The organism is Alcanivorax nanhaiticus (assembly GCF_000756665.1).
Lineage (GTDB): Bacteria > Pseudomonadota > Gammaproteobacteria > Pseudomonadales > Alcanivoracaceae > Alcanivorax > Alcanivorax nanhaiticus.
Map to the genome: position 1 here is coordinate 205,349 of NZ_ARXV01000005.1, position 14,873 is coordinate 220,221.

Annotated in this window: 14 protein-coding genes; 10 read left to right on the forward strand and 4 right to left on the reverse strand. The window is 56.1% G+C overall.

Annotation, left to right across the window (positions count from 1 at the left end; genetic code table 11):
* Positions 1 to 7: 7 nt before the first annotated feature.
* The 4 genes from urtB to urtE all read left to right on the forward strand — a co-directional run bounded on the left by urtB (position 8) and on the right by urtE (position 4,569).
* On the forward strand, positions 8 to 1,696 hold the full coding sequence (urtB, locus tag Y5S_RS08335; RefSeq protein ID WP_035232133.1) for an urea ABC transporter permease subunit UrtB: 1,689 nt from the start codon (positions 8 to 10) through the stop codon (positions 1,694 to 1,696).
* 1 nt (position 1,697) lies between these two features.
* On the forward strand, positions 1,698 to 2,855 hold the full coding sequence (gene urtC, locus Y5S_RS08340; protein ID WP_035232134.1) for an urea ABC transporter permease subunit UrtC: 1,158 nt from the start codon (positions 1,698 to 1,700) through the stop codon (positions 2,853 to 2,855).
* Complete coding sequence (gene urtD / locus Y5S_RS08345; protein ID WP_035232135.1) at positions 2,852 to 3,697, forward strand: urea ABC transporter ATP-binding protein UrtD; 846 nt, start codon at positions 2,852 to 2,854, stop codon at positions 3,695 to 3,697. The genes urtC and urtD overlap by 4 nt, the downstream gene beginning before the upstream one ends.
* A gap of 176 nt (positions 3,698 to 3,873) precedes the next feature.
* Positions 3,874 to 4,569, forward strand: a complete 696-nt coding sequence (gene urtE, locus Y5S_RS08350) for an urea ABC transporter ATP-binding subunit UrtE (RefSeq protein ID WP_035232136.1) — start codon at positions 3,874 to 3,876, stop codon at positions 4,567 to 4,569.
* A gap of 145 nt (positions 4,570 to 4,714) precedes the next feature.
* Here urtE and Y5S_RS08355 read toward each other — a convergent pair whose 3' ends face one another.
* Positions 4,715 to 5,599, reverse strand: a complete 885-nt coding sequence (locus Y5S_RS08355) for a metal-dependent hydrolase (RefSeq protein WP_035232137.1) — start codon at positions 5,597 to 5,599, stop codon at positions 4,715 to 4,717.
* 170 nt (positions 5,600 to 5,769) lie between these two features.
* Between Y5S_RS08355 and Y5S_RS08360 the strand changes: the two genes are divergently transcribed.
* From Y5S_RS08360 to Y5S_RS08370, 3 genes are all read left to right on the forward strand, one after another.
* On the forward strand, positions 5,770 to 6,771 hold the full coding sequence (locus tag Y5S_RS08360) for a helix-turn-helix domain-containing protein (protein ID WP_035232138.1): 1,002 nt from the start codon (positions 5,770 to 5,772) through the stop codon (positions 6,769 to 6,771).
* A 156-nt stretch (positions 6,772 to 6,927) separates the two neighbouring features.
* Complete coding sequence (locus Y5S_RS08365; RefSeq protein WP_035232139.1) at positions 6,928 to 7,803, forward strand: AEC family transporter; 876 nt, start codon at positions 6,928 to 6,930, stop codon at positions 7,801 to 7,803.
* Positions 7,804 to 7,928: 125 nt separating this feature from the next.
* Positions 7,929 to 8,846 (forward strand): bile acid:sodium symporter family protein, encoded by a 918-nt coding sequence (locus Y5S_RS08370; protein WP_035232140.1) that lies wholly within the window; start codon positions 7,929 to 7,931, stop codon positions 8,844 to 8,846.
* Positions 8,847 to 9,045: 199 nt separating this feature from the next.
* On the opposite strand, the gene Y5S_RS08375 is transcribed toward Y5S_RS08370, so the two are convergent.
* A complete protein-coding gene (locus tag Y5S_RS08375) occupies positions 9,046 to 10,587 on the reverse strand; it encodes a hyalin (RefSeq protein ID WP_231552656.1) in 1,542 nt (513 codons plus the stop codon).
* 163 nt (positions 10,588 to 10,750) lie between these two features.
* On the opposite strand from Y5S_RS08375, the gene Y5S_RS08380 reads away from it, so the two are divergent.
* Positions 10,751 to 12,475 carry an ATP-binding protein gene (locus Y5S_RS08380; RefSeq protein WP_035232142.1) on the forward strand — a complete coding sequence of 575 codons (1,725 nt, stop codon included), beginning with the start codon at positions 10,751 to 10,753 and terminating at the stop codon, positions 12,473 to 12,475.
* Here Y5S_RS08380 and Y5S_RS08385 read toward each other — a convergent pair.
* Positions 12,468 to 13,079 carry a LuxR C-terminal-related transcriptional regulator gene (locus tag Y5S_RS08385; RefSeq protein WP_035232143.1) on the reverse strand — a complete coding sequence of 204 codons (612 nt, stop codon included), beginning with the start codon at positions 13,077 to 13,079 and terminating at the stop codon, positions 12,468 to 12,470. The two genes, Y5S_RS08380 and Y5S_RS08385, sit on opposite strands and share 8 nt — an antisense overlap.
* A gap of 74 nt (positions 13,080 to 13,153) precedes the next feature.
* Complete coding sequence (gene pdxH, locus Y5S_RS08390) at positions 13,154 to 13,783, reverse strand: pyridoxamine 5'-phosphate oxidase (RefSeq protein ID WP_035232144.1); 630 nt, start codon at positions 13,781 to 13,783, stop codon at positions 13,154 to 13,156.
* A 79-nt stretch (positions 13,784 to 13,862) separates the two neighbouring features.
* Here pdxH and Y5S_RS08395 point away from each other — a divergent pair, with 79 nt between their 5' ends.
* Together Y5S_RS08395 and Y5S_RS08400 are read left to right on the forward strand one after the other, a co-directional pair.
* Entirely contained in the window at positions 13,863 to 14,426 is a 564-nt protein-coding gene (locus Y5S_RS08395) for a gamma-glutamylcyclotransferase (protein WP_035232145.1), read from the forward strand.
* A complete protein-coding gene (locus tag Y5S_RS08400; protein ID WP_035232147.1) occupies positions 14,423 to 14,869 on the forward strand; it encodes a YchJ family protein in 447 nt (148 codons plus the stop codon). The genes Y5S_RS08395 and Y5S_RS08400 overlap by 4 nt, the downstream gene beginning before the upstream one ends.
* Positions 14,870 to 14,873: the final 4 nt, after the last annotated feature.

Sequence of the window (14,873 nt, forward strand, 5' to 3'; positions counted from 1 at the left end):
GCCCGTCATGGGTTACAGTTTCAGCCGAATGCTGGCCGCCATCGTGTTGGCAATCATGGCCAGTCTGAGCTGGGCAGATGAGGTGCTGCAAGACACGACAGCATCCCCCCAGACTATTGAGGCCATGGCCGACGCCGATGTCGAAGAAGACATCGCCGGTGCACCGCCTTCCATTCAGGATATTCTCAACCAGTTGGCCAGCCGCAGCTTTGACGACAAGGAAGCAGCCATTCGCCAACTGGCCGAGCAGGATAGTCCCCGCGTGGTGCCCCTGCTCAACGCGTTGATGAACCGGGATCTGGTTCATAACCGTGAAGACGACACCATCAGCCTCGGCAGTAAGCAGGACGGCCAGTGGCTACTACTGGATCCGGTCAGCGAAACCGAGATTGGCACGGTAGACAGCCGTGCTGCTCGACCGGTGGTTATCAACAACCGACTGCGCACGGTCATCAATAATCAGTTGGCCCTGTTTGCACTGAACAGCGATGACAGTGAACAACGTGTACAGGCTGCAGCCCAACTGATCGGTAATGATGATCCCGACATGCTGTCGGCCCTGCGCCTTCGCCGCGAAAGCGAAGATAACAGTCGAGTCATTGAACAGATCGACACGGCGCTCAATATCGCAGCGCTGGGTAGTGATGAGCTTACCGCCCGGCTCAATGCCATCGATACCCTGTCCAGCAACCTGCATCCGGAAGTCAAAAACCGGTTGAATGAACGCCTCCGCTTAACTGAAAGTGACGCAGAGAAAACCGCCCTGACAAAAGCGCTGAGGCGTATCGATAGTCGTATCGAAAACTTCCAGACCGCCGATACGATTTTCTTCGGTCTGAGCCTGGGCTCAGTGCTGCTACTAGCCGCCATTGGCCTGGCGATCACTTTCGGCGTCATGGGCGTGATCAATATGGCTCACGGCGAATTAATCATGCTGGGGGCCTACACTACCTACGTGGTGCAACAACTCCTGCCCAACAGCCATGAATGGTCCTTGCTGGTTGCCGTTCCCGCAGCCTTTCTGGTCTCGGCATTTGTCGGCATTCTGATTGAACGGTTCGTGATTCGCTTCCTGTATGGCCGACCACTGGAAACCCTGCTGGCCACCTTCGGTGTCAGCCTGATCCTGCAGCAAGCGGTGCGCGTGATCTTCTCGCCACTGAACCGCACCGTGATCACGCCGGACTGGATGAGTGGCGCACTGCAGATCAACCCGGTGTTCTCGCTCACCTACAACCGCCTGTACATCATTTTCTTTGCCCTGGCGGTGTTCCTTGGCTTGCTGACCCTGCTGAAGAAAACCCGCCTGGGTCTGCAGGTGAGAGCGGTCAGCCAGAATCGTACCACTGCACGAGCATTGGGTATTCGTAGTGAACGGGTCAACGCCCTCACCTTCGGCCTCGGTTCCGGTATTGCCGGCATCGCCGGGGTGGCGCTGGCACAGCTCACCAACGTGGGTCCCAACCTGGGGCAGAGCTACATCATCGATTCGTTCATGGTGGTGGTGTTTGGTGGCGTTGGAAACCTTTGGGGCACACTCACCGCTGCCTTTGGTCTCGGCATCGCCAACAAGCTGCTCGAACCCATGGCCGGCGCAGTTCTGGCCAAGATTCTGGTGCTGATATTCATCATCCTGTTTATTCAGCGCAAACCCCGCGGACTGTTCCCGCAACGTGGCCGGGCAGCGGAGGACTGATATGCGAGATTCCACATTCAAGGGTGCGCTCAGTGATCGCACCGCCAAAACTTTCATGGGCGTGTTGTTCGGTGCCACCCTGCTGGTGACCCTGCTCAACCAGGTTTTTCCTCCTGACTCTGCGCTGCATGTGAGCGCCTACACCGTCACTCTGCTGGGCAAGTATCTTTGCTATGCCCTGCTGGCACTGGCACTGGATCTGGTCTGGGGTTACTGCGGCATTCTCAGCCTGGGGCATGGCGCTTTCTTTGCCCTCGGCGGTTACGCCATGGGCATGTACCTGATGCGTCAGATCGGTGATCGCGGCGTCTATGGCAATGCGGAGCTGCCGGACTTCATGGTGTTCCTCAACTGGAGTGAGCTGCCGTGGTACTGGCAAGGCTTTGACCAGTTCTGGTTTGCCGCCTTGATGATTTTCCTGGTTCCAGGCTTGCTGGCATTTGTATTCGGCTGGCTGGCGTTCCGCTCCCGGGTAACCGGTGTGTACCTGTCCATCATCACCCAGGCGCTGACCTACGCGCTGATGCTGGCTTTCTTCCGCAACGAACTGGGCTTCGGTGGCAACAATGGCCTCACCGACTTCAAGGATCTGCTCGGTTTCTCGCTGCAGGAAGACAGCACCCGGGTGGCCTTGCTGATGGCGACTGCCATCTCACTGGCTGGTGCCTTTGTCCTGTGTCGCTGGATCACCGGCAGCAAGCTTGGCCGGGTGGTACTGGCGGTGCGCGATGCGGAATCCCGCGCCCGCTTCATCGGCTATCGCACCGAACATTACAAACTCTGGGTATTCACCGTCAGCGCCATTCTGGCAGGTCTTGCCGGGGCTCTGTACGTACCCCAGGTGGGCATCATCAATCCCGGAGAGTTCTCGCCTCTCAACTCCATTGAGCTGGTGGTCTGGGTTGCCGTGGGTGGACGCGCCACGCTCTACGGCGCGGTAATCGGTGCCATTCTGGTGAACTATGGCAAGACCGTATTCACCGGCATCATGCCGGAAGCCTGGTTGTTCGCACTGGGGGGGCTATTTGTGGCTGTCACCGTGTTTATGCCCCAAGGGATCGTTGGACTGGTGGAAAAGCACTGGCCGAGCCTCAAACAGCGTTTCCTGAAAACCCCCGGCGATAACGACACCCCCATGGCAGAAGGAGAACAGTCATGAGTGCTCTGGACAGCCTGCGTGAAACCTTTCGCCGCGATCAGGTCTTCGACTTCATGCGCCAGGGGACCCGTGTGGTAGCCCCCGGGCAACTGGATGCGGGTGACGGCAAGAATATTCTTTATCTGGAAGATATCACCGTCAGCTTTGATGGTTTCAAGGCGCTTAATGACCTGACGCTGTACATCAAGACCGGTGAACTTCGCTGCATCATCGGGCCGAATGGTGCTGGCAAATCCACCATGATGGATGTGATCACCGGCAAGACCCGCCCTGACAGTGGCACCTGCTTCTTCGGCCAGACTCTGGATCTGACCCGGCTCAGTGAAACTGACATTGCCACCGCCGGCATCGGCCGCAAGTTTCAGAAACCCACCGTGTTCCCGGAACACACGGCGTTCGAAAATCTGGAGCTTGCCATGCACGATGCCAAGGGCGCCTGGCATTCGCTGTTCACTCGCATGACCGGCGAACAGAAAAGCTGGATCGAAGAAACCCTGGCTCAAGTCGGTCTGCTGGACGACCGCCACAAGGTGGCCGGCCTGCTGTCCCATGGCCAGAAACAGTGGCTGGAAATCGGCATGGTGCTGATGCAGAAACCCCAATTGCTACTGGTCGATGAGCCCATTGCCGGCATGACCCGCCAGGAAGTGGAGCGCACCGGGCAACTGCTGCAAAGCCTGGCAGGCAAACATTCCGTGGTGGTGGTCGAACACGACATGGAATTTATCCGTTCCATCGCTTCCACCGTGACAGTGCTGCATCAGGGTAGCGTGCTGGCAGAGGGCACCATGGATCAGGTACAGAATGATCCCAAAGTCATTGAAGTCTATCTGGGTGAATGAGTTGCAAGAAGCAAGTTTCAAGTTGCAAAGCGCGGGCGGGATGGGTTGCCACCCTTTTATTTCTTGCCCGCGCACCATTCATCCGCTCGCGGAGACAGATGTCTCCGAAGAGATAAATCTATTCCGCGTTGCAACTTGTCACTTGAAACTTGCAACTGAATAACGGAGTCAACATCGTGTTGAAACTAAACAACGTCAACCAATACTACGGCGAATCCCACACCCTCTGGGATGTGGATCTGGGCCTGACCCAGGGCGAGTGCCTGTGCGTCATGGGGCGTAATGGGGTCGGCAAGACCACGCTACTGAAAACCATCATGGGTTTGTTGCCGGTGAAAAGTGGCAGCATCGAATTTGATGGTGAAGACTTCGCCCGTCAGGCAGCCGAAGAACGCGCCAGAGCCGGGATCGGTTATGTACCGCAAGGGCGGGAGATTTTCCCATTGCTGACGGTGGAAGAGAACCTGGAAACCGGACTGCAGGCACGCCCGGATCGCAGCAAGAAAATTCCTGACCGGATTTATGAACTGTTCCCCGTGCTGCATGAAATGCGCAACCGCCGCGGTGGCGATCTGTCTGGCGGCCAGCAACAACAGCTAGCCATCGGAAGGGCGCTGGCCCTGGATCCGAAACTGTTGATTCTGGATGAACCCACCGAGGGAATTCAGCCCAACATCGTCGACATGATCGGCCGGGTCATCAAGACGCTCAACAAGGAAGAAGGTCTTACTGTACTGCTGGTCGAGCAGAAACTGCACTTTGCCCGCGCCTGCGCAGACCGCTTTGCTATTCTCGACCGCGGCAGCAAAGTAGCGGAAGGGGCAATGGGAGAACTGGACGATACACTGATCAAGGAGTTTTTGACTGTTTGAGGTGGCGGTGACCACAGCGCGGATTCATGCAGGCGGAATCCTGCGCTGTGGTTTTCATTCTGCTGCAAGCATCACCCTACCGGAACCGTTTCAGCCTTCCAGGCATGCTTTCCTGACTCGGCACCCTCTGCCGATATAAACGGTTTCAGATCGGGTTGCGCCATAACGACAGCATTTCCCCTTCTTTTCCAAACAACTTCTCTCTCCACTCTTGCTCCAGCGATGACGTGTCGTGTTGATCAGGGTGAAACCGGCGTGTAAAAAATGCAGGCATATGAGGAAGGATTCGCGTCACAAAGCCTTTTCTTCCCAGCAGCAGGGATACCCCCCGGGACAGGTCACGCCAGTCCTTGATACTCCCCTCACGTATCATCATCCATATCCAGCTGGCCAGCAGTGGAGGCGTCAGGCTTGCCACTACCAGGGGTAGCGACAGCACTCGCTGATGCCAGGCGTTTCCGACCAGGTTGTAAACGTCGTACGTCACTGCCTTGTGCTCCAGCTCTTCAAGCGCGTGCCATTCCCACAGTTTCAGCAGCTCGGGATCTGCCTGGCTGCGAAAGGCTTCGTCGGTGAGAAGTTGCTCAGCCAATGCCGCGGTAAAATGTTCCATGAAGGTGGTACAGGCAAGTTGTTGCCGGTGTGACAGTCTCGATAGCAGCCACAACCCTGCTTTCACCGCCCGTTCCGCCGGCGCGGTATCCAATCCTCTTGCGGTCAGGAAGGCATTCAACCGTTCATGTTCCCGACTGTGGATCGCCTCCTGACCGATGAACCCGGACACCTGGGCTTTCAACTTTTCGTCAGCAATTCGGTCACGGTAATGACGTACTGACTCCACAAAGAACATTTCTCCCGGCGGGAAAAAGCCGGATAGTACCGCAAAAAACAATGAGGCAGTGGCATTGTCCGCATACATATAACGCGGACTATCTTCATCAAACTGAAAGTCGACCTGTCGCGGCGGAATCCCGACCGTCGCCCCTGCAAGACGACGAACCTTTGTACCAATCCGGTTAACGGCATTCATCGCATCTCTCCCGACATATTATTGTGTTGACCAATAAACAAACGAGAGGCTTTTATTTCCCCACCTTGCCATTGGACGATGTCAATATAATCATGGACAGAGATGCCCCAGCGCCCCATGTGCCTGCGGCCTTATTTATTGTGAATTTAGCCCAGCCCCCAAAGGTGCCTATGTCGGCTTCCAGTCCCTACATTCCTGGCCACTATCTTTTACAGCTCATGGGCTCGGGCCTGTTGCCGGAATCGATCACGCACTATCTGGAAGAGCATTTAAAGAAAACCGGGCTGGATCCCCTGCAGCTGGACAGTGCCCGACTCTCCCCCCAGTCACTGGAAGCACTGCTGCTGGCCTGGCCAGAAATACAGCCGCAATCGCTGGCGGTGGCGTTTGGTGATCAGGTAACCCTGACGAGTCAGGGGAATCTGAGCCTGCTGATCATGACCGCACCACAGCTGCGTGATGCGCTGACGCTTCACACTTTTCTGCCCCTGTTATCGGATGCGGTTACGCTCCAGTTCTATGAAACGGCAGATCATGGTCATGTTCAGATTATCCCCCACAGTGGTTCAGCACTGCTTGATGAACTTCTGGTGCTGTATGGCTGTGCCGCCCTTTGCAAGCTGTCACGACTACTGACGGGGCACACATTATCGGTACAGGTGAACCTTGCAGCGGTATACCGTGGCTCGCTGACCATGATCGATACCGCATCCTGTCAACACTGGCAGGCGAACGCGCTGGTTTCGAGTATCGCTTTTCCCCTGTCTGTACTGGAATTGCCTTCACACTTCGCCGATGCCATTACCCACCGGCGGCTTGTCAAAGACTGTGAAGACAGGATGCAACGCAGGCACAACATGCAACCGCTGGTAACGCGCCTTCGTCAACTGATCAGCGCTTCCGAGCCCACCCTGGATCAGGAAAGTGCAGCCAGGGCGCTGAACATGTCGCGCAGCACCTTGAAACGGCAGCTGGCCGCTGAGAACACCAGCTTCCAGACCGTGCTCACCGATATTCGCAAAGAAAAAGCAGTGCGTCTGTTATTGGGCACCACACTCCCTCTGGATGAGATAGCCGAACAGCTCGGTTACAGCGACCAGACCAACTTCAGCCATGCCTTCAGGCAATGGTCCGGCTTCACCCCCGGACAGTACCGCAAACACAGCCGCTAACCAGGGAGTCTCTGAATAACCCCGTGCTGACTCTGCTTGGTCTGGAAGAGTGTAGAAAGAGTGGGCATGCACAGAGTTTTTCAGAGGATCCCTGGACAGCCCGAACATGACCTTACACACTGCCTCCAACGAACTGCCTGCCTGTGAATCAAGACCATGCTGTTAACCCTGTGGAATATTATCGCCCCAGTGCTGTTCTGCGCTGGCCTTGGCTATTTCTGGGCTCGAGCAGGCAAACCCTTTGATACCCAGATGGTCACCTCACTGGTGACCACCGTCACCACGCCTTGCCTGATCGTTGCCACGCTGGGAAAAACGGATCTGGACATGGCCGCGTTAACCCAGGTCGCGGGGGCCGCCGTGGCCGTGATGCTCGCCACCCTGCTGCTGGCAGCGGCGGCCATTCGTGTCAGCGAACAACCTTTCCGGGTATTCCTGCCCTCTCTCACCTTCCCCAACACCGGCAACATGGGTATTCCCCTTTGCATGCTGGCGTTTGGTGACGCAGGGCTTGCCCTCTCCTTGGCCTGGATGATGGTCTACTCAGTCGCCCACTTTTCCATGGGTATGGCTATCGTTAGCGGCCAGGGGTTTTCCTGGTCCCTGTTCCGTCACCCCATCCTGTTATCGGTGTTCCTGGCCGTGGCCATGGTGAGCTTTCAGCTCTCATTGCCGGAATGGCTCTTCAATACGGTGAGCCTGATCGGTGACGTAACGATTCCTCTCATGCTGATCACCCTGGGAGTGTCCCTGTCACAGTTAAAAGTGCATCACGTTGGCAAGGGCGCCGCCTTTGCAGCATTGCGGTTAACCATCGGTTTTCTGGTCGGATTCATCGTGGTGGAAGCACTGGATCTTGAAGGTGTACTGCGCGGGGTTGCGTTGATTGAGTCCGCCATGCCCGTGGCTGTGTTCAACTACCTGCTGGCTCGGGCTTACAATCAGGGCTCGGAAGAGGTGGCAGCCATGGTGGTGTTTTCCACCTTGATGGCGTTTTTGCTACTGCCGTTCTTGTTAACCTTGGCGTTGTAAGGGAAAGCAGTAGCGAGTGACAAGTTTCGAGTTACGAAAATCGGCATTGGGATTGCAGATCCTGAATTTCGAAACGCGTTACTCGCGCCATTGCTACCAGGATTCACAACAATAAAGGCACCATCATGATCCAGCGTTTAACCCAACTTTTCCCGCTCTGGGCGATCCTGTTTTCCTTGTTCGCCTGGTGGCAACCGCAATGGCTGGTAGCTGGCAAACCTGCCATTGTGCCACTGCTGATGCTGATCATGTTCGGCATGGGGTTGTCGCTAAGCTGGGACGATTTCCGCCGGGCATTGAAACAGCCCGGCGTCATCGGGCTGGGCGTGGTCATGCAGTATTCGCTGATGCCACTGATCGCCTTCATCATCGGCCACCTGCTACAGCTTCCTGCTGAAATTCTCGCCGGACTGGTACTGGTAGGCGCCTGTCCAGGCGGCACTGCCTCTAATGTGATCGCTTACCTGGCCCGCGCCAATGTGGCGCTTTCCGTGGCGATCACCTTTGCTTCGACTCTGGTAGCGGTGATTGCGACCCCGTTACTGACCTGGCTGTATCTGGGCGAGCGGATCCCGGTTCCGGTCTCCGGCATGTTGATTTCGCTGGTTCAGATTGTGGTCATTCCTGTGGTGGCAGGCTGCTTGCTGAATACTTTCCTGCAGCGTCAGCTGGCCCCTGCCAGAGAGCTGTTCCCGCTCATCTCTGTCGCCGCCATCGTGCTGGTGATTGGCATTATCGTGGCACTGAATGCTACACGCATCAGTGAGGCGGGCTTGCTGGTAGTGGCCGCCGTCATTCTGCACAACGGCCTTGGACTGTTGAGCGGCTACGGGATTGCCCGGCTGCTACGCCTGGACAAGATCACAGCCCGTACGCTGGCGATAGAAGTGGGCATGCAAAATTCCGGACTGGGCGTCGCTCTGGCCATCAAACATTTTACGCCACTCGCCGCACTACCCGGTGCCCTCTTCAGTGTCTGGCACAATCTTTCCGGATCCTTGCTGGCATCGTTATGGCGCAAGCAAGTGAACAGTGAACAGTGAACAGTGAACAGTGAACAGTGAACAGTGAACAGTGAACAGTGAAGGCCGCCCGACCGGCATAACCTGTCAAGTATTTGTTTTGCTTTTTCCTTGTCTTTTAAACGCAAAAAGGCCGCGCCAAAACATGGTCGCGGCCTCCTTCCTGGAAGTAACAACGACGCGCTATCGCGCCGCTGTTAACTATTCACTGTTAACTGAATTAGTCGATGACACTACTCCCACTGCCCGCACGGATATCCTTGAGCAGCACAGTGCCTGCCTCAGAGCCATCGGACACCCAGGGCTCAAAACCTTCACTGCCGTTATTCGCAATGAACAGGTATTTGCTGCCCAGGCCTTGATTCACGGTCGGCGGCACCTGATACATGAATGTCAGCGGGTAAGGCTGCGAGTCTGCGCCTGCCATGATGTCATTAATATCCTTGACCAGTTCCGTTCCCTGCTGGGTGCCATCGGTTTTCCACAGTTCAATACCGAAGTCACTGCCACCGGCATCTTCGGTGTAAGCGCTGAAGAATACCGTTCCGTTTGCCTCAACCATGTATTCCACATCAGCGAAGGAATAATCTCCGCTACCGCGCAGCGCGGCCGTAACACCTGCAGGACCGTTAGTGTTATCTACACGCAGAAGATACGGGGGTAGACCGGTAATCTCCACGTACATGAACACACCCAGTGACGTGCCTACCAGTCGCTCCTGATAAGGGCGGCTGGCCTCGCTGGTAGTCAGGTTAGTCACGGTAGTTCCGTCATACTCGAAAATATGCAGACCGACACTCGAGTTCGCCACAAAATACACCTTGCCGTTGCTGGCGACCACATTCTCGGTGATATTCAGCCGTACGGTATTGCCGCCATCATCGAGGGAAATTTCCTCGATATTGCCATTCTTATCCAGTTCGTAAAGGCGAATTTCAGCATCGGCTGCGTTGAAGCGCCCGGTAAACAACAGCTTGCCGTTATACCCCAGCCAATCATCGTCACTGATCAGCTGAGGATATTTTGCCAGAGGGCTTGCAGGGTCGGTGATGGTGTCGTTATTGGTTGCGATCTTCACGGTACCGGCTGCTGTTCCATCGGTGAAGTAGACATCGCCGGCATCCTGATCAAAGAAGAACAGACCGCCATCCACAGGGGTCAGCGACTCAGGCGCATTATTGCTGCCCGGGTTTCCATCGATAGTCGACGTCAGGGCCTGCAACGCATTGGAAGCGGGGTCAAAGACCACCAGCTCGCGGCCCACACCAGTGGCGTCATCCACCACTGCATTCATGAATAGTTTACCTGTCGCCGGCACCATATTGTGTGGCTGACCACTGCCATTGGCATAGATATCCGCAACACGCTCAGTGCCCGCACCGGCGCCGTCCGTGGCCCACAGTTCAACATCACCACTGCTGTCCTTGCCCGCGAAGTAAATTTTGCCGTCCAGTTCCGCCATGTATCCGCTGCCAAAACGGCCAACTTCAAAACCGTTGTTACGGTCATCAACGATTTTGGTAGTCCCGGCAGGGGTACCATTGGTTCTGTACAGGTACTCAACAGGCAGTGCCGCGCGCGGCGCGGCAGCCCGCAGAGCGATGGCACCAGCGCTTTCAGCAGCGGGAAAAACCACAAATCCATTGCCGCCCGGCGCCACAGTGGTTCCACCGCCACCAGAACTGGAGGATCCACCACCACAGGCGGTCATCATGGTTGCGATGCCGATGGCACCGGCCAGCTTGCTCACTTGCTTCATCATCAGAGTTACCCCGATTCATACTTATCCCAGACAAGCGCTTATTAGAGCACCAGGGGACCTGACACCTCCTTCACCCCGTTGGGTGAATTCTCAGGCTCAGCACTTACAAGCTGTAATAAACGGGCTAGACTCAAGCTTCATTATTGCGACTGATAACCTGATCATGCCGGAAACCCTTCGCCGCGCCGTTACTGAAAACCGCGAACGCATTCTCCAGGAACGCCACAACCTGTTCATGCAGGAAGTGGGATCGCGCATGGTGCTGTCATTACTGATTGCTGCGGGCTTGCCGTTTTTCTTCCCGGACACCTATGGGGAAATGGCTTTTGCTGTCTGGTTTGCCATGCTGACGCTCATCGCTGGCCAGTCATTTTTCATCGTCTACTTTTACAACAAGAACAGGAACCGCGAGTCACACCGCACCCGAAAGTGGCATCGCATCAATGTTTATATGGCGCTCATCTGGGCGCTGCTCTGGTCGTCTTTCCCGTTCCTTTTTTTGCCCGACACCGATGCCATCACCATCCTTACCTGCCTGGTGATTCTCACCGTCGCGTCGTCAATTCCCTCGGTGTCCATGGGGGTCTATCCGGATATTTTCATCAGTTTCATTACGCCGGTATTTCTCGCCTACTTTGCCTTCATTCTTCTGCACGTTCCCGAGGCGCCGGGCATCATCAAGGCTATTCCGCTGATCAACCTGCTGTCACTGACCATCTTCAGCATGTTCATCCACAAATCACAGATCAGCACCATCGCCCTGCGCATCGAGGCAGAACAGGCAAGCCGGCTGGCCAACAAGGCCAGTCAGAGCAAGACACGTTTTCTTGCCGCGGCCAGTCACGATCTGCGTCAGCCCCTGCAGGCAGCCACCCTGTATGCCGCCATGCTGAAGAACAGTGATACGCCGCAGCCAGAAGTGGTGGATAAACTGGATGCTGCCATTGCCTCTTGCAACGATCTTCTCAACCATCTGTTGCTGTTGTCGCGATTGCAGTCGCAACGCCTGACACCCCAGAAACGCATCATCAGCCTGGCGGATACCCTGCAACCAGTGCTTGATGAAAACCTGCCTGCAATCCGCAACAAGGGTCTCAAGCTGGTAATGGAAGATATTGAGCAGCATTACATCTTTGCCGATGCCATCTTGCTGGCCCGCATCGTGCGCAACCTGATCAGCAATGCCGTCAAGTACACCCGGCAGGGTGAAATTTGCCTGAGCACTGAAGCAACGGGGGATAGCCTCCAGCTTCATATCACGGATACCGGCATCGGCATTGATGAGAGCTATCAGTCAGAAGTGTTTGAAGAGTTCATGCAGATCGACAATGACCATCGCGCCATCCAGAACGGACTGGGGCTGGGGCTGGCCATCGTCAGCAGACTCAGTGCCCTTTGTGATATCCCTGTGGCCATGACATCCACACCAGGGGAAGGGACCCGATTTACCTTGACCCTGTCCGCGGCGGGAGGTGCGCCTGTCCAGCCCGATCCGGACGTTGAAGACATGGATCAGCCATTCGGCGATCTGACCGTGTTACTGATTGATGATGACAAACGTGTCACCGACGCCCTGGCTGGCTTGCTGGAGAGTCTGGGGGCTACGGTCTCCGCTCACCAGAACCTCAGCCCGGCATTGGCGGCCCTGCGGCAAACCCGCGAAGCGCCCTCCCTGATCATCACCGATGAACAGATTGGCCCCGGCATCAATGCCGCCACCGTGATCAATGCGGTCGGCGAAATGTATGACCAGCCCATTCCTGCGTTGGTGATCACTGGCAACACTTCACCCGAGTTTCTGGCTCAGTTGCCTGACGATATTGAGGTGCTGTTCAAGCCGGTGGGAGCAGAAGCGCTGACCGCAAAAATGGCAACCCTGCTTAGATAAGTTTCAGCTTGCGCGCCTTCTCGATACAGGCGGTACGATTAGCTACCTCGAGCTTTTCGTACAACAGACGCAGGTGAGTCTTTACGGTATTGATACTGACAAAAAGCTGGCGGGCAATTTCCTTGTTGCCATGACCTTCCTGCAGCATGGCCAGGATGGCGAGCTGCTGCCGGGTCAGCGTCAGCGGCTGCTTGGCTTCCGATCCCGCCAGCATGCGGAAGGACTCCGAGAAGAAAGAACGTCCCGCCATTACCTCACGGATGGCATGCAGGATCTTTTCGACAGGCTCACTCTTGTCGACAAAGCCATTCACTTTTAGCTGTATCGCCTTGCGAACGGTGGTTTCATCGACGGAGCCGGAACAGACCAATACCCGGGCTTCGCCCATCAATCGCCCGACCATACTCCACAAGGTGAGACCGTCCAGCTCCGGCATGGCCTGGTCGAGAATGAGCAGATCAAAACCAGGCAAAAGCTGCCGGTTATCCAGCAGCCAATGCGGAAACTCACAGGTAGTCACCGCTGCATCAGGATAAAAACTTTTCAGTGTAATGGTCAGCGCATCAGCAAAAAGCTGATGATCGTCAACAATCAGAATTTTCAACGTAATCGCCCTGCCCCGATCCCGGCATACAGCTTATAAGACCAAGACCGCCTGCACCATATAAACAGGGTTCATCATGGTGCCAGACGCTCCCTCTTCCACTGCCCGTCTGCCTGACGCCGATAACGGAAGCGATCATGCAAGCGACTCGGCCGGCCATGCCAGAACTGGATCTCCGACGGGGTAATGCGATAGCCACCCCACTGCTCCGGGCGGGGTACCGGCGCGGAGGGAAATTCCTTTTCCAGACGCGCAACCTCTTCCTCCAGCCACTCACGGCTGGTCGGCTGGCTCTGCGGAGAGATAGCCGCACTGACCTGACTGGCGTAGGGACGTGACGCGAAGTAACTTTCTGACTCTTCCGGGTCGACCTTATGCGCCTCGCCGATGACAATCATCTGACGATCAAACGGTTGCCAGAACATGGTGAAGGACACCTTGGGATTGGCAGCGATTTCCTCGCCCTTGCGGCTATCGTAATGGGTAAAGAATGTGAAACCGCCGCCTTCAATCCCTTTCAGCAACACCACCCGTGAAGAAGGCTGCCCTTGGGCACTGACCGTGGCCAGCGTCATGGCGTTGGGTAACGGCAACCCTGCCTCAATGGCTTCATCCACCCAACGACGCGCCTGCTCCAATGGATCGTTATGGAGAGACGCCTCGGTCAGCCCTTCCGCATGGTATTCTTCGCGCACATCTTTCATGATTTTCCCAACAACCTGTAAAACGTCAGGCCAGTATAACGCCGTCACTGTGAAGGAAACGAACCGGGATCAAGATTGCATGCTGGATACGTCCGAAGAAAATCGCCGCCGCCACCTTCTTGACCCGCACCAACCGGTCTGGTTGTTCGGCTACGGCTCACTGATCTACAAGGCCGACTTCCCCTTCCTGGAACGACAACCGGCCTTTATCACCGGTTGGGCCCGACGGTTCTGGCAGGGTTCCCATGATCATCGTGGCACCCCGGAACAACCCGGCCGGGTGGTGACCCTGATTGAAAGCCCCGGGCATCGCTGCGACGGCATGGCTTACCACATTACACCGGATGTATTTGAACATCTGGATCACCGGGAAAAAAATGGCTATTTACGTTTTCGACAGACATTGACCTTCGCCGATGGCAATAGCGCCGACGGTTTGATCTATATTGCCAGCGAAGACAATGCCGCTTTTCTTGGCCCAGCCGAAGAAAGAGAGATAGCCAGACATATTGCCGGCAGTCATGGCCCCAGTGGCAGCAACAGGGACTACCTGGTGCAGCTGGCGCAGGCGTTACGCGCCATGGATGCCCATGACGAACACGTCTTTACCATTGAGCACCACCTTCAGGACATTGCACCATGACACCCGCACTCTGCCCTTGCCAGTCTGGCAACGCCTACAGCGAATGCTGCCAGCCCTTGCATGCCGGCGCCCCCGCCAACAGCCCGGAAGCCTTGATGCGTTCCCGTTTTAGTGCTTTTGCCCTGGGCAATGCCGACTATGTGAAAAACAGCTGGCACCGCAGTACGCGCCCGGCAACCCTGTCTCTCGATGAGGGAGAGCGCTGGGTGGGACTCAGCGTCATCGACGCCACGCAAAATGGCGATCAGGGCAGCGTCCATTTCAAGGCGATCAGCCGCGACAGCGAAGGCTTTTCAGTGCTCGAAGAAACCTCCCGCTTTGTGCAGGAGAACGGCCACTGGTTTTATGTGGATGGCATCCCCCAGGTTTTTCCCTTGAAGCCGGGCCGCAATGATCCCTGCCCCTGCGGCAGTGGTAACAAGTTCAAGAAGTGTTGCGGATGAGGTG

Excerpts from the sequence above, each read along its gene's own strand:
- urtB (WP_035232133.1), top strand. The coding sequence starts at position 8 with ATGGGTTACAGTTTCAGCCGAATGCTGGCCGCCATCGTGTTGGCAATC.
- urtC (WP_035232134.1), top strand. The coding sequence starts at position 1,698 with ATGCGAGATTCCACATTCAAGGGTGCGCTCAGTGATCGCACCGCCAAA.
- urtD (WP_035232135.1), top strand. The coding sequence starts at position 2,852 with ATGAGTGCTCTGGACAGCCTGCGTGAAACCTTTCGCCGCGATCAGGTC.
- Y5S_RS08355 (WP_035232137.1), bottom strand. The coding sequence starts at position 5,599 with ATGAATGCCGTTAACCGGATTGGTACAAAGGTTCGTCGTCTTGCAGGG.
- Y5S_RS08360 (WP_035232138.1), top strand. The coding sequence starts at position 5,770 with ATGTCGGCTTCCAGTCCCTACATTCCTGGCCACTATCTTTTACAGCTC.
- Y5S_RS08365 (WP_035232139.1), top strand. The coding sequence starts at position 6,928 with ATGCTGTTAACCCTGTGGAATATTATCGCCCCAGTGCTGTTCTGCGCT.
- Y5S_RS08370 (WP_035232140.1), top strand. The coding sequence starts at position 7,929 with ATGATCCAGCGTTTAACCCAACTTTTCCCGCTCTGGGCGATCCTGTTT.
- Y5S_RS08375 (WP_231552656.1), bottom strand. The coding sequence starts at position 10,587 with ATGATGAAGCAAGTGAGCAAGCTGGCCGGTGCCATCGGCATCGCAACC.
- Y5S_RS08380 (WP_035232142.1), top strand. The coding sequence starts at position 10,751 with ATGCCGGAAACCCTTCGCCGCGCCGTTACTGAAAACCGCGAACGCATT.
- pdxH (WP_035232144.1), bottom strand. The coding sequence starts at position 13,783 with ATGAAAGATGTGCGCGAAGAATACCATGCGGAAGGGCTGACCGAGGCG.
- Y5S_RS08395 (WP_035232145.1), top strand. The coding sequence starts at position 13,863 with ATGCTGGATACGTCCGAAGAAAATCGCCGCCGCCACCTTCTTGACCCG.
- Y5S_RS08400 (WP_035232147.1), top strand. The coding sequence starts at position 14,423 with ATGACACCCGCACTCTGCCCTTGCCAGTCTGGCAACGCCTACAGCGAA.